Origin of the sequence: Streptomyces sp. NPDC087300, from assembly GCF_044744425.1 — a bacterium.
Taxonomy (GTDB): domain Bacteria; phylum Actinomycetota; class Actinomycetes; order Streptomycetales; family Streptomycetaceae; genus Streptomyces.
In genome coordinates this window covers 1-12,409 of sequence record NZ_JBIUYI010000004.1, presented here as the reverse complement: position 1 = coordinate 12,409, position 12,409 = coordinate 1, and the positions used below count along the sequence as shown (strand labels likewise).

Sequence of the window (12,409 nt, the reverse complement as noted above, 5' to 3'; positions counted from 1 at the left end):
CACGCCGTCGCGGTGCCAGGGGGATTCACGAGCGCCGCTCGTCCTTCCACCAGTCGAACCGCACACACAGCTTGCCGCCCAGCCAGTACTCGACCCAGTCGCCGAGATCCAGCGGCGAGCACGTCGGCGGTGTCACCGGCTCGGTCGGCTCGGGAGTCGGGTTGTCCGTACGGCCGGAGAGCAGTTCCCGGTACACCTCGGAGGCGTCCGGGTTGTCCTTGCACTGCCACACGCCGTGCGGGCAGTAGTCGGTGACCGTGTTGTACAGCGGCTTCTTCTCGTCCATCCACTCCAGCATCCGGCGCATGTACTCCTCGTTGTCGCCGTTACGGAAGAGGCCCCACTCGGGGTAGGAGATGGGCTTGTTGTGGGCCGCGGCGAAATCCACGTGCTCCTGAAGCCCGTAGGGCTCCTTGACCTGCTGGTCGAACGACATGCCGCGGGGCTGGTCGTAGGAGTCCATGCCCACGATGTCGACGACGTCGTCACCCGGGTAGCAGTCGGTCCACGGGACGGCGTCGCGGCCCCTGCTCGGCGTGAAGTCGAACTTGAATTTCTGGCCGGGAACCGCGCGCATCGTGGTGACGATCTTGTTCCAGTACTTCTTCCAGGACTCCGGGTCCGGGCCACAACGATGGGTGTAGGTCGTGCCGTTCATCTCCCAGCCCAGCACGATCACCGTGTCGGGCACGCCGAGAGCGACGAGGCGTTCGCCCAGCTTCTTGAAGTGGGCGTCGAAATCACCGGCGGCGCCCTCTTTCAAAAGCGCGGCGACTTCCGTGTCACCGACGCCTTCCTCGTTCTTCTCGAGCATCGGCACATTGAGGACGAAGAGCCTGTCGTCCTTCTCCTGGCGCCATTTCGCCCAGTCCTCAAGGAACGTCGGCGTCCCCTCGATGTTGGCCCACCGGTCGCCGGGCAGGTACGTGTGCCCGACCCGCAGCTCGGTGCCGTCCAGCCATTCGCTCAGCTGCTCGATGCGCCGGACACCGCGCGGACCGAAGTCCAGGTACGCGCCGATGGCGGGCGCCTTGAGCGGGGCGGGCGGGGTGGTCGGCGACGCGGAGGCCGACGGTTCCGGCACGGTCGGGGGCACCACCGGGTCGGCCGGGGTCGACGAGTCGGTCGGCGTCAGCGGATCCGCCACGGTCGACGGCACCTCGGGGACGGCCGGCGTGGGCACCGCGGGAACCTCGGGGGCGGCTGGCGTGGCGGCGACGGGCGGCGGCTCGCCGTCCCGCACGATGCCCACCGTGTATCCCGGCGCACAGGCCAGGGCCACCGACGAGATGATTCCGCCGGCGATGAATGCAAGCCGTTTGCTGCGCCGGCGGCGCTCTGGGGCCATGACTTCTCCTCGTTCCCGAATCTCCGGTACCTAATGGGCCGTCATATTTATATCTATTACGCCAATCGAGTTTCTAATCTCCCCGCTCCCCCTTATCGCCCGCATGGGTGATCGAACAGTAAGGCCGACTTTGCAGCCTCTGGACACGCGAACTCCTGCTGTCCTCCTGCGGATCGACAGGAATCCTTTTCACCACGGAACGCTGGGCGCCGTGCGCTCGCTGGGGCGCGCGGGCGTGCAGGTCCACCTCGTGGCCGACGACCGCGGAAGCCCCGTCGAGCAGTCCCGCTACCTGCACCAGATGCACCCCCCGCCCCCGCCGGGCGCCTCGCTCCCCGAGGTCGCCGCCGTGCTGCGCTCGGTCGCCACGCGCGTGAGCGCCCCGGCCGTCCTGATCCCCATGGACGACATCAGCGCCCTGGCCATCAGCGCCCTGCACGAGGAACTGAGCAGCCGCTATCTGCTGCCGGGACCGTCCGGCGGGGTGGCGGAGCGGGTCGCGGACAAGGCGACCCTGGCGGAGGTCTGCGCGCAGGCGGGGGTGGACCACCCGGTGACCCTGGTGCCGGAGTCGGCGGCCGAGGCGGCGGGCGCCCTGGCGCTCCTTGGCACGCCCACCGTGGCCAAGTGGAGCCGCCCCTGGACACTGCCGCAGGGCGTCGGGCTGCGCAGCACGACGGTGATCGGCTCCCCGCGCGAGGCCGAGCAGCTCTTCGCGCGCCGGGCGGAGGCGGGCAGCCGGCTGCTGCTCCAGGCCTTCGTGCCCGGCGTACGGGACGCGGACTGGTTCGTGCACGGCTGCGCCGGTCCCGACGGGACCGTGCGCGGGGGCGGCACGGGCCGCAAGCACCGCTCCTGGCCACGGGCCGCGGGCCTGACGGTGAGCGGCGAGTGGACCGCCAACCCGCGACTGTGGGCCACGGCGGGGCGGCTGGTCGCGGCCCTGGGCTACCGGGGCATCTTCGACCTGGACTTCCGCAGGGACACCGCGACAGGCGCCTTCTTCCTCATCGACTTCAACCCGCGTCCGGGCGCCCAGTTCCGCCTCTTCGCCGACGCGGCGGGCACCGACGTCGTACGCGCCCTGCACCTGGGCCTGACGCACCGGCCCGTACCACCCCCGCAGCCCTCACCCGGCCGCACGTTCGTGGTGGAGAACTACGCCCCGTTCACGGCCCTGCGCTCGCTGCCGAGGCCCCGGTCCGGCGAGCCGTCGCCGGCCGGTGAACTCGCCTGGCACGCCGACGACGACCCCGCGCCCGGCGCGGCCCTGCGCCGCCTGTGGCGCCGGCACATGGGCCAGCGCCTGCGGGCCGGTGTCGGCCGCCGCTCGCAGCTGTTCCTCACCCCGCTGTCCCGCAGGGCCCCGGCGCCCGCCCCGGCCGTCCTGCCCACCCCGAACAGAGAGCGAGCAGCCACCGATGCATGACCTGCTGATTGTCGGAGCGGGCCCCTACGGCCTGTCGATCGCCTCGCACGCAGCGGCGGCAGGGCTCGACGTACGGATCTTCGGCCGCCCCATGGCCTCCTGGCGGGACCACATGGCGCAGGGCATGTTCCTGAAGTCGGAGCCCTGGGCCTCCGATCTGTCCGACCCCGCGGGGCGTTACGGCCTGGCCGCCTTCTGCGCCCGCGAGGGGCTGCGCGCCGAGCACGGACACCCGCTGCCCATCGGCCACTTCTCCGCCTACGGCCTCTGGTTCGCCGAGCAGGCGGCCCCGCCCGTGGACGAGCGGCTCATCGCCTCGGTCCGTGCGGACGCCGACGGCTTCGAGGCCCGTACCGAGGACGGCGAGGTCCACCGCGCGCGGGCCGTGGCCCTGGCCGTCGGCGTCATGCCGTTCACGCAGACGCCCCCGGCCCTTCAGGGCCTGGGCCCCGAACACGCCTCGCACAGCAGCCATCACGCAGATCTGTCCCGCTTCCGCGACCAGGACGTGACCGTGCTCGGCGCGGGCCAGGCCGCGCTGGAGACCGCCGCGCTGCTGGCCGAACAGGGCACCCGCGTCCGCGTCCTGGCCCGCTCTCCGCAGGTCGACTGGAACACCATGCCGCCGCCCTGGCAGCGGCCGTGGTGGCAGTCGCTGCGCGCCCCGCACACCGGTCTCGGCTGCGGATGGCACAACTGGTTCTACGCGCGGACCCCCCACCTCTTCCGCCGGCTGCCCGAGGAGGTCCGCGCCCAGGTCGCCGCGTCCGCGCTCGGCCCGGCAGGGGCGTGGTGGATCAGGGAGCGCGTGGAGTCGGGCGTCGAGACGCTCGTCGGGCGGCAGGTGCGCACCGCCGAGGCCGTGGGCGGCCGGATCCACGTGACGACCAGCGGGACCGACGGCGCGGGCCCGTCCTTCACGACCGACCACATCATCGCCGCCACGGGGTTCCGGGCGACGACCCGGCGCATCGACGTGCTCGACCGTGAACTGCGCCTGGATCTCGCCTCGTTGGCGGACGAGAGCCCCTACGTCAGCACCGCGTTCGAGACCAGCCGCCCCGGGCTCTTCCTCGCCGGACTGACCACGGCTTCGAGCTTCGGACCCGCCATGCGCTTCGTGTACGGGGCCTCGTTCACCGCCGCACGGCTCGTACGAGGCGTCGAGCGCCATCTGCGCCGCAGGACCCTCGCCTCGCTACCCCCGCAGGCCGGCGGCGAAGTGCCACGCCGCGCCCAACAGCCGGTGCGCTGACCGGACATGGACACGGGCGGCCGCTCGGGCGGCCGCCCTCTTATGGGTGACGCATCGGGCGAACGGGTGAACCTCGTCCCCCGGTGGAGTCGCCGGGTGATGCACTGGACGTGCTTCATGGAACAGGCCGGGTCGCCATCCGCCAGCCGTCGGCACCAATGCCGTGGATGTGCGACATCCCCCTACGGCCTGGTGTGCCGCCCTCCAGGGCCGGCAGGGAAGCTACGCGCATCTGGCTTCCCTGCCGGCAGCTTCAGACGCTCGCGGCCGTCCGCCCACGGCGGTACAGGATCGCGCCGCCCAGCACCAGTCCCGCAGCCGCCGCCCCCGCGCCCAGCGCGGAACCGTCCGCTCCCGTCTCGGCGAGCTGGGCCCTGGGCGCGACGTCGCCGACCGGCTTCGGGGCGTGCTGTTCGCCCTGCGTACGCCCCGGTTCGGCGACTGTGGTCTTCGGTGCGGTCGGTGAGGACGCCGTCGAAGCGTGCGGAGCGAGCGGCTCGGGCAGCTCCCCCGTCCGGGTCGACGGGACGGCCCGCTCCGGCGCCGCCTCGACAGGGGCGGGAGGGGAGGTACGGTCAACGGGCTTATCCGGCACGTGACTTCGCTCGTGCTGCTCATGAGAAGCACCGCTCCCGCACCGGTTTCCCGTGGTGCCGGAGGCGAGTGCGACCACGTCGACGGCGTCGCCGCAGACGTTGACCGGAGCGGTGATCGGCACCTGCACGTTGTTGCCGGACAGCAGGCCCGGGGAGTGCGCCGTCTCGCCGCTCGCGGTGGCGGTTCCGGTCTCGGCGGTGCCCGTCTCAGTGGTGTGCGTCTCGGTGGCGCAGGTGTTGCCGGAGGCCGGGTTGAGCGCCGCGGCGCCGTCCGCGGTGTTGCCGCACAGTGCCAACGGCACGTCGAGCGGGGCCGCCACGCGGTTGCCGGACAGGAGACCGGCATCCATGTCCTGTCCACCTGACGCGGTCGCCGCGTAGGCGCCGGTGCCGGACAAGGACAGGATGCTCGTGGCGGCCGCGGCGGAGAGCATTCCCTTGCTGAGGGCCTGGCGCAATGTACGTGGTCTCTCTGTGCGATGGAGGGGGCCGGCCCCAGCGACTCGGGGAGCGCTGGGGCCGGCTTCGACGCAGCTGGGAAGGCTGGCCGCTATGTCAGTCGTTGACGCACTCGTTACCGAACGCCGGGTTCAGGAGAGCGATCACGTTGACGCTGTTGCCGCACACGTTGACGGGAACGTGGACCGGCACCTGAACGACGTTGCCGGAGAGGACTCCCGGGGAGTTGCTGGCCGCGGCCTCGGCGCCGGAGTCGGCGAAGGCCGGAGCGCCCATGCTCAGCGCCATGAGGGCACCGGCCACGATCGTTGCGCTCTTCTTGAGCTTCACAGGTATTCCCTTCTTTCGGGTCACGCCTCGACGGCGGCCGTAGACCGGGCGGGGAGTTCCCCTTCCCGCACCGTGACCTGAGTCCTACTCAACGAGCGTTCACGGGCGAGGAAACCGTAATACCGACACCTTTCGGAAGTTCACTCGAACGCGGAACGGTCATCAAGAGCGCATCCAGGGGCTGGAGTTGCCGATTTCGTACCTTCGGCGTCACGGGCTTTCACACCCCCGTTGTCACGGGCATGAAAAAGCTCGGACCGCCCGAGGTGAGTCGGGACGGTCCGAGCAGTCTCCGCGGCTCGGCGGATCAGCCGTTGTGCTCGCCATTGCCGGACAGGACCGGGATGTCGTCCAGGATGTGCGACAGCGGCTCGTCGCCCTTCGCCTGGGTCGAGTTCTCGGTGCACTGCTGGTTCTGCGGCGCGGAGAGGACGGGGATGTCCTGGACCGCGACCGGCACCAGGCCGACGAGGGCGCCGGCGTTGCCCTTGACCGGGAGGCCGATGCAGGGCTTGTTCAGCGAGCCCTGCACCAGGGACAGCTGCGGGCTCATGTTGCCCTTGGTGACGGAGTTGCCGAATGCCTGCTTGGCGCCGTTGCCGCTCATCGACGTCGTGCCGCCATCGTCACCGATGGCCATCGCGGGCGAAGCGGCGGCAGAGACGCCCACAACCGAGACGGCGACCGCGGCGGCGGCCATTGCCTTCTTGTACATTGCTGTTCCTTTTCTGGACCGACCACAGGGTACTGCGGGCTGTTCAACTCGCTCCGGAGGTTTTGGTTCCGCCCATTCACTCCATCGGATCGCCCTCCGAACGGCGCACCTCGAACAATGCGCCGTCCGCACCTCCCGTATTTAAATACCGATCGGATTAGCCCCGGCCCCCTGAGAGCGCGTCAGACCCCTTCCGCATTGGGCCATCGGAGTGAATCTGAGCAACTCCTCGCAGCCGGGGGAGTTGCTCAGAGTGCTCCGAGGACGGGGCTCAGTCAGAAGGGAAAACCTGTGCTCAAGAAGGTTATGGCCGCCGCGGCGGTCACGGCTTCCGTCGTCGGCATGTCGGCTGTCGCGGCTCCCACGGCGCTCGCCATCGGCAACGACGGCGGCACCGACACGATGAGCGGCAACGACGCCATGCAGGAGTTCGGCAACTCCGCCACGTACGGCAACATGAGCCCGCAGATGGCGCTCATCCAGGGCTCGCTGAACAAGCCCTGCATCGGCCTGCCCGCCAAGGCCAACGTGGGCTCCGTCGTCGGCCTGGTGCCGGTGGCGGTCCAGGACATTCCGGTCCTGTCGGCCCCGCAGAACCAGCAGTGCACCGAGAACTCGACCCAGGCGAAGGGCGACGAGCCGCTGTCGCACCTCCTGGAGGACATCCCGGTCCTCTCCGGCAACGGCGTCGGCAACAACTGACGTTCCACGCATTCAGCGGGCCGCCACTTCCCGTGGCGGCCCGCTGCTGTGTTCAATTCCGGGGCCACGGATCCTGTTCGACGATCCTGTTCCATTCGGGGTCGGGCCGCCCCGGGAGCGTTCTGCCCTCTTCGCGCCACAGGGTGAACAGGGATTCGTAGATGGGATCCGTACGGCATTCCGAGGGTTTCCTGCTCGCCGGGATCACTCCGCGCCTTTGCCAGCTTCCTGCGCCATCAGCCATGGGTTCCTCGTCCTGGGTGGGAGCGTCGCTGCTTTTGTTCCAACGCGGCTCCCCACCAAAACGGCCCGCTGTGGCGAAAGAGTTGTTCCTGGGCGCCGCGCAAGAACGGCGGCGGAATGACACGTCATCGCGATTACGGTGACGGGAGACTTCCTCCCCCTCATTCAGCCAGCGGAGAACAGCATGAGGACGATCCCCCGCGCGCCGTCTCGCAGGAGAGGCGGAAAACGCCTCGGTGTCATCACCCTGGGGATCGCGCTCGCCGCTTCCCTGACCGGACTCACCGCCGTCGCGATGCCGCATCCCATCGAGCGGGTCCCGGTTTTCGACGGCATGAAGAACCGCCCCAAGAACGGTCCCGGCACGAACATCCTGCTGTTGGGCACGGACAGCCGCGACGGCATCACCAAGAAAGAGAAGGAACGGTTCTCCACCGGCAGCGTGGGCTGCAATTGTTCCGACACGATCATGCTCATCCATGTGTCGCCGAAGAAGGACCGGGTCAGCGTCGTCGGGCTGCCCCGTGACTCCCGCGCCGTCATCCCCACCCACCGGGACGAGGCGACCGGCGCCGAACGCGCCGCCCATCCCGCCAAGATCAACGCGGCCTACGCCGAGGGCGGTCCCCGGCTCGCGGTGCGCACGATCGAGCGGATGACGAAGGTGCGCGTCGACCGCTATCTGGAGATCGACTTCAGGCGGTTCATCGACAGCGTGGACCGGGTCGGCGGCGTGCGCGTGTGCACCCCGCGCCCCCTCAAGGACTTCGCGACCCGGATCGACATGCCGCCGGGCACGCATCACCTGTCGGGTGGCGAGTCGCTTCAGTACGTCCGGTCCCGGCACGTGGACAACAGCGCGGACTTCGGCCGCATCCAGCGGCAGCAGCGCTTCCTGGTGGGGGTCCTGCGCGCCCTCTCGTCGGACCGCGCCTTCGCCGACCCCGTCCGTACGGCGGAGCTGGCCCGCACCGTCCTCGGCTCCTCCCGCGTCGACCAGGGGTTCACCGTCGATCAGCTCGTCTCGCTCGCCACGGCCCTGCGCCGGCTCACGCCCTCCGCGATCGAGTTCACCACCGTCCCCATCCGCGGGTTCAGCGCACCGCAGGACGGGCTCGGCGCCACGCTGGAGTGGGATCAGCAGCGGGCCGCGAAAGTCTTCGGCGCACTGACCGCGGACCGGGCGCTCGGCGGCCGCAAGTCGGCCTCCGCGCCCGCCGATCCGCCCCGCCTCGCGAGCAGGGAAATCTTCCGCGGGGACAAGGTCGCATGTAACTGAGAGTGGCATTGCGCTCCGCTGAACGGGCTACCTACCGCAACTCCCCGGCTGCCACTCAGTTGATAGGCATGCGACTCCACAACGGAGCCTGTCTTCGAAGGGAAACCTCACACCATGAAGAAGCTGCTTGCCACGGCCGCGCTCGCCGCGTCCGTCGCCGGTATGTCCGCCGTCACCGCCCCCCAGGCCATGGCCATCGGTGACGACTCGGGCACCACCTCGTCCAGCGGCAACGGCGCGACGCAGACCTTCGGCAACTCCGCCACGCACGGCGACATGAGCCCGCAGATGTCGCTGGTCCAGGGTTCGCTGAACAAGCCCTGCATCGGCCTGCCGGCCAAGGCCAACATCGGCTCGCTCGTCGGTGTCGTGCCGGTCGCGGTCCAGGACATCAACGTCCTCTCCGCCCCGCAGAACCAGCAGTGCACCGAGAACTCGACCCAGGCCAAGGGCGACGAGCCGCTGTCGCACATCCTGGACAGCATCCCGGTCCTCTCGGGCAACGGCGCGGGCAACAGCTGACCTGTGCGCGCTCGCGGTGGAACGGGTCGCCAGTAGGGATCGGCCCGTCCACCGCAGGCCAGGAGCGCACCGTCCGCACGCCGGTGCCTCCACCAGCGGCCCTGCCGGTCCCCTTCAGGTGCGAAAGGGGGCCGGCACGGTCGTTCCACGGCACGTACCGAAGTGCGTACCGCAGTACTTCTCCCAGCACTTCCCTCAGCACTTCCAGCGGCACGATCGCGCCGCTTCACCCGGTTGGCGGGGCTATCTGCCCGGTGGCCCCGGGGTCTGTTATCCGTCGGCGCTCCGGTGGCATAACCCTCCATGCGTCGCAGGAGCGAACGCCGGAATCGCGAACGTCAGACTCTGGAGTGTTGTGTGATGGGTGTCCGCAGACATCTGCTGTTCTTGGCAGCCGTACCCCTGGCCCTCGGTGTGAGCGCGCTGCCCGCCGGTGCCGAGCCCCTGCCGCCCGCTCCCTCGCTGCTCCCCGAAGCCGGCCAGGCCGACTCGGCGCGCGCGGCCACCGTCGTCACCGAGCTCAGCGCCCGGGAGACCTCCCTCGGCGAGGGGACGACCCTGCACGTGAGCGGCCGTCTGGTGGACGGCGACACGCTCCTGTTCCCGCTGCCGCAGCTCGCGGTCTCCGTACGGATCACCGGCGCGGCCGGCGCCGCACAGGAGTGCAACACCACGACCACCCGCGAGGGCCGCTTCACCTGTGCCTTCGAGGTCGCCGCGCACGACACGGCCGAGGCCACCGTCACCTTCCGCGGCAACGCCGTGTTCGCGCCGGGAACGGCGACCACGCGCGTCTCCTCCGCCGTCGCCGCGACGCCCACCCCGGCGGCCGTGACACCCGCCGAGACGCCTGCCGTGACGCCTGCCGAGACGCCCGCCGCCACACCGACGCCCTCCGCTACGACCCCGGCCCCGGCCGAGGCCGCCGCCACCCCCGCGGTGGTTCCGTCGCCCGCCGACGGCGCGCGGACGCCGGCCGTCTGACGCCCACTAGGGTCGAAAGCCGGTGCCCGCCGGTGCGTCGCCCGGGAAGGGCCGCCGTGAGGGCACAGTGTCGAAGGTATGACTGCGCTCATCACCCACCGACCGTTCCGCCTCACCCTCTGCGCCCTCGCCCTGTCCTCGGGTCTCTGCCTGGCCCCGGGCGGCGCCGCCGTCGCGGCACAGCAGCGGGGTCCCACCGACGACGCCGTCCCGGCCGCCGCCACCCTCGACGCGGGTGGTCCTTCCTGGCACCAGGAGAGCGTGGACTTCACCGGTGACGTCCTCACGTACCGGGAGACGGCGTCCGGCTTCGAGACCGACGGGACCGCCTACTTCGAGCGGACCCTGCTGACGGTCGGCGGGCCGGAACACATCAGCTACACGACGACCGCGTCCCACTCCTGACCCTGGTCCGGCGCCGTACACGGGCGTGAGCCCCGAAGCACGTGCTTCGGGGCTCACGAGGCGATCCGGCTCGGGGCCGGGCAGCCGGGGGGGGCGCGTCAGGAGTGCGAGCCCGTCATGTGGCCGGTGGCGCCCGAGGGGCCGGCCTGCTTCGTGGCGGTCTTGAAGTAGGCCTTGCCGTCAGGGGTGAAGCCGCTGACCGTGCTCGACGTCATGCCGCCGCTGGAGTTCGCGGAGTCCTGCGACTTCTTGTAGGCGGGGCCGTCGTTGGCGGACGCGAAGCCCGCGCTGCCGATGACGAGGGGGGTGACGAGAGCACCGACAGCGACGTACTTGGCAATGCTGCGCATCTTGATGCGGTCCTTTCAGAGTTCGCCGGCCTCGGGAGACCCCTTCGCAGGGGTCGGCGGATTCGGCCACATCCCGCTGTGAGCGATCTTGCCCGGGTCCCCCTGAGCCCGCATCCGGGACGGTGACGCACAGTGAGGGACATCCGTCCCGCCGCACGCCATATGGCAGTTGACCAGTACTGATGCCCTGTCGGATCGCTCGCCCGTTCGGCTCCGAGTGGTGCATCCGGGTGGTGCGTCCGGGTGGTCAGGGGCATCGCTCGTACTGCCTTTGCGGGGTGGCCGGAACCGGCACAGACTCGATCTGTCCCTGGGTGTGAGCCCAGCCCCCACGACCTTCCCGGAGGGTCCATGTCGCACGTCCGCACCCGGTCCGCCCGCACGCGCTGTGTCCGCGCCCTGTCCGTCGTCGCCATCGGCGCGAGCGCATGGGCGCTCGCCCCTGGGACCGCCGCCGCGGTCGACCGCCTCACCATCGTCGAAGCCACCGCGGCGGGCGACCACGTCGACGTGACCGTCCGCTACCGGTGCGAGGCGGAGCTCGGCACCGACACGCTGGCCGTCTCCCTCGCCGACACCCGTGCCGGGGGCGTCTACACCGCCGCCACCATGCCGACCTGTGACGGCACTTGGCGCAAGGCGGTGGTCTCCACCGCGCGCGGCGCGGGTCCCGTGGCGGCCGCCGACGCCGAGGCCGTCGTCACCGCCAGCCTCGGCGTCGGGCCCGAGCCGCAGGTGTTCCCCACCGCCGACGCCCGCGCCACCGTCACGCTGCGCGCCAGGGCCTGACCCGCGCCCCCGGCCCCGTACACACGAAGGCCCCCTGCCCGTCGGAACGGGCAGGGGGCCTTCGCGCAGTCAGCGCATCAGGAGTGCGAACCCGTGCAGCTGCCGGTCGCGCCGGTGGGACCGGCCTTCTTCGTCGAGGTCAGGAAGTACGCCTTGCCGTCGGGGGTGAAGCCGCTGACGGTCTCCGACCGCGTGCCGCCACCGACGTTCGCGGAGTTCTGCGACTTCTTGTAGGCCGGGCCGCCGTCGTCGGCGGACGCGAAGCCGGCGCTGCCGATCACGAGGGGGGTCACGAGGGCACCGACGGCGACGTACTTGGCAATGCTGCGCATCTTGATGCGGTTCCTTTCGGGGATGTACCGGCCGTGGCAGAAGGCCCCGCCGAACAGGGCCGGCGGAGTCGGCCGACCTCCGCCTCTCCCGACCCTGCACCCGCCACGGGGACAACGCATCTTCATGCCTCCGTACTGACGAATCCCCCCTCTTCCGCGCCCCGGCGAATGGCGGGCGGGCCGGGACGCCCGCACGCTGGCTGCAACTGCCTCCAGTGAAAGGAATCCCATGTCCCGCCGCCGCGCCCTCGCCGCGCTCACCCTCGTCACGCTCACACTGAGCCCCGTCGCCACCGCGCGAGCGGACGTGGATACGGACACCGCCACCGACACCGCGGGCACCCAGTCCTGCCGGATCACCGGCTACACCGCCGACCAGGGCCGCTACGTCTCGGTCACCTCGATCCCCCACCCGGTCACCGCGCAGCGGTGCCGCGACCTCGGGGGGACCGTGACCAGCAACCTGCTGGACGCCACCGTCACCCCGTCGGCCGAGGAGATCGCCCCGACCGTCGAGCCGGGGACCGACGTCCTGGACGACGTGGCCGTCCCGCAGTCCGCCGACATCCTGACCGCGCCCTAGGGTCTTTCGTTTGGATCAGGCCGGATCAGGGAGCGGGGTCTGGTGCGTGCGATCGCAAGGCGGAGGAGGGCGGCAACGCGGAGCGTTG

15 protein-coding genes are annotated in these 12,409 nt (G+C 70.8%); 9 read left to right on the top strand and 6 right to left on the bottom strand.

Annotation, left to right across the window (positions count from 1 at the left end; translation table 11 throughout):
• Positions 1–25: 25 nt before the first annotated feature.
• Positions 26–1,348: a glycoside hydrolase family 26 protein gene (locus tag ACIO9J_RS15930; RefSeq protein ID WP_401998735.1), complete on the bottom strand. Its 1,323-nt coding sequence runs from the start codon at positions 1,346–1,348 to the stop codon at positions 26–28.
• 130 nt (positions 1,349–1,478) lie between these two features.
• Between ACIO9J_RS15930 and ACIO9J_RS15925 the strand changes: the two genes are divergently transcribed.
• Together ACIO9J_RS15925 and ACIO9J_RS15920 are read left to right on the top strand one after the other, a co-directional pair.
• On the top strand, positions 1,479–2,777 hold the full coding sequence (locus tag ACIO9J_RS15925) for an ATP-grasp domain-containing protein (protein ID WP_401998732.1): 1,299 nt from the start codon (positions 1,479–1,481) through the stop codon (positions 2,775–2,777).
• The gene (locus ACIO9J_RS15920; protein WP_401998729.1) at positions 2,770–4,032 is read left to right on the top strand and encodes an NAD(P)-binding domain-containing protein; all 1,263 of its coding nucleotides are present in this window, start codon (positions 2,770–2,772) and stop codon (positions 4,030–4,032) included. The genes ACIO9J_RS15925 and ACIO9J_RS15920 overlap by 8 nt, the downstream gene beginning before the upstream one ends.
• Before the next feature lie 253 nt (positions 4,033–4,285).
• Here ACIO9J_RS15920 and ACIO9J_RS15915 read toward each other — a convergent pair whose 3' ends face one another.
• The 3 genes from ACIO9J_RS15915 to ACIO9J_RS15905 form a co-directional block, all read right to left on the bottom strand.
• Positions 4,286–5,086, bottom strand: coding sequence for a chaplin (locus ACIO9J_RS15915; protein WP_401998726.1), 801 nt, complete (start codon positions 5,084–5,086; stop codon positions 4,286–4,288).
• A 97-nt stretch (positions 5,087–5,183) separates the two neighbouring features.
• Positions 5,184–5,375, bottom strand: a complete 192-nt coding sequence (locus ACIO9J_RS15910; RefSeq protein WP_402001026.1) for a chaplin — start codon at positions 5,373–5,375, stop codon at positions 5,184–5,186.
• A 349-nt stretch (positions 5,376–5,724) separates the two neighbouring features.
• A complete protein-coding gene (locus tag ACIO9J_RS15905; RefSeq protein WP_401998723.1) occupies positions 5,725–6,132 on the bottom strand; it encodes a rodlin in 408 nt (135 codons plus the stop codon).
• Between the two features lie 291 nt (positions 6,133–6,423).
• On the opposite strand from ACIO9J_RS15905, the gene ACIO9J_RS15900 reads away from it, so the two are divergent.
• The 5 genes from ACIO9J_RS15900 (at position 6,424) to ACIO9J_RS15880 (ending at position 10,267) form a co-directional block, all read left to right on the top strand.
• A complete protein-coding gene (locus ACIO9J_RS15900; RefSeq protein WP_401998720.1) occupies positions 6,424–6,834 on the top strand; it encodes a rodlin in 411 nt (136 codons plus the stop codon).
• A gap of 427 nt (positions 6,835–7,261) precedes the next feature.
• Complete coding sequence (locus ACIO9J_RS15895) at positions 7,262–8,356, top strand: LCP family protein (protein ID WP_401998718.1); 1,095 nt, start codon at positions 7,262–7,264, stop codon at positions 8,354–8,356.
• 114 nt (positions 8,357–8,470) lie between these two features.
• The gene (locus ACIO9J_RS15890; RefSeq protein ID WP_401998715.1) at positions 8,471–8,878 is read left to right on the top strand and encodes a rodlin; all 408 of its coding nucleotides are present in this window, start codon (positions 8,471–8,473) and stop codon (positions 8,876–8,878) included.
• A gap of 387 nt (positions 8,879–9,265) precedes the next feature.
• A complete protein-coding gene (locus tag ACIO9J_RS15885; protein WP_401998712.1) occupies positions 9,266–9,862 on the top strand; it encodes a hypothetical protein in 597 nt (198 codons plus the stop codon).
• Between the two features lie 78 nt (positions 9,863–9,940).
• Positions 9,941–10,267, top strand: a complete 327-nt coding sequence (locus tag ACIO9J_RS15880) for a hypothetical protein (protein WP_401998709.1) — start codon at positions 9,941–9,943, stop codon at positions 10,265–10,267.
• Positions 10,268–10,365: 98 nt separating this feature from the next.
• Here the strand turns inward: ACIO9J_RS15880 and ACIO9J_RS15875 are convergent, their stop codons facing one another.
• A complete protein-coding gene (locus ACIO9J_RS15875) occupies positions 10,366–10,617 on the bottom strand; it encodes a hypothetical protein (RefSeq protein WP_401998706.1) in 252 nt (83 codons plus the stop codon).
• A 351-nt stretch (positions 10,618–10,968) separates the two neighbouring features.
• On the opposite strand from ACIO9J_RS15875, the gene ACIO9J_RS15870 reads away from it, so the two are divergent.
• Positions 10,969–11,406 (top strand): hypothetical protein, encoded by a 438-nt coding sequence (locus ACIO9J_RS15870; protein ID WP_401998703.1) that lies wholly within the window; start codon positions 10,969–10,971, stop codon positions 11,404–11,406.
• A 77-nt stretch (positions 11,407–11,483) separates the two neighbouring features.
• Here the strand turns inward: ACIO9J_RS15870 and ACIO9J_RS15865 are convergent, their stop codons facing one another.
• Entirely contained in the window at positions 11,484–11,738 is a 255-nt protein-coding gene (locus ACIO9J_RS15865) for a hypothetical protein (protein WP_401998700.1), read from the bottom strand.
• 229 nt (positions 11,739–11,967) lie between these two features.
• Between ACIO9J_RS15865 and ACIO9J_RS15860 the strand changes: the two genes are divergently transcribed.
• The gene (locus ACIO9J_RS15860; RefSeq protein ID WP_401998697.1) at positions 11,968–12,321 is read left to right on the top strand and encodes a hypothetical protein; all 354 of its coding nucleotides are present in this window, start codon (positions 11,968–11,970) and stop codon (positions 12,319–12,321) included.
• Positions 12,322–12,409: the final 88 nt, after the last annotated feature.

Bases quoted from the DNA above. Each gene is read 5' to 3' on its own strand.
- ACIO9J_RS15930 (WP_401998735.1), bottom strand. From the start codon at position 1,348: ATGGCCCCAGAGCGCCGCCGGCGCAGCAAACGGCTTGCATTCATCGCC.
- ACIO9J_RS15920 (WP_401998729.1), top strand. From the start codon at position 2,770: ATGCATGACCTGCTGATTGTCGGAGCGGGCCCCTACGGCCTGTCGATC.
- ACIO9J_RS15910 (WP_402001026.1), bottom strand. From the start codon at position 5,375: ATGGCGCTGAGCATGGGCGCTCCGGCCTTCGCCGACTCCGGCGCCGAG.
- ACIO9J_RS15905 (WP_401998723.1), bottom strand. From the start codon at position 6,132: ATGTACAAGAAGGCAATGGCCGCCGCCGCGGTCGCCGTCTCGGTTGTG.
- ACIO9J_RS15895 (WP_401998718.1), top strand. From the start codon at position 7,262: ATGAGGACGATCCCCCGCGCGCCGTCTCGCAGGAGAGGCGGAAAACGC.
- ACIO9J_RS15890 (WP_401998715.1), top strand. From the start codon at position 8,471: ATGAAGAAGCTGCTTGCCACGGCCGCGCTCGCCGCGTCCGTCGCCGGT.
- ACIO9J_RS15880 (WP_401998709.1), top strand. From the start codon at position 9,941: ATGACTGCGCTCATCACCCACCGACCGTTCCGCCTCACCCTCTGCGCC.
- ACIO9J_RS15875 (WP_401998706.1), bottom strand. From the start codon at position 10,617: ATGCGCAGCATTGCCAAGTACGTCGCTGTCGGTGCTCTCGTCACCCCC.
- ACIO9J_RS15870 (WP_401998703.1), top strand. From the start codon at position 10,969: ATGTCGCACGTCCGCACCCGGTCCGCCCGCACGCGCTGTGTCCGCGCC.
- ACIO9J_RS15865 (WP_401998700.1), bottom strand. From the start codon at position 11,738: ATGCGCAGCATTGCCAAGTACGTCGCCGTCGGTGCCCTCGTGACCCCC.
- ACIO9J_RS15860 (WP_401998697.1), top strand. From the start codon at position 11,968: ATGTCCCGCCGCCGCGCCCTCGCCGCGCTCACCCTCGTCACGCTCACA.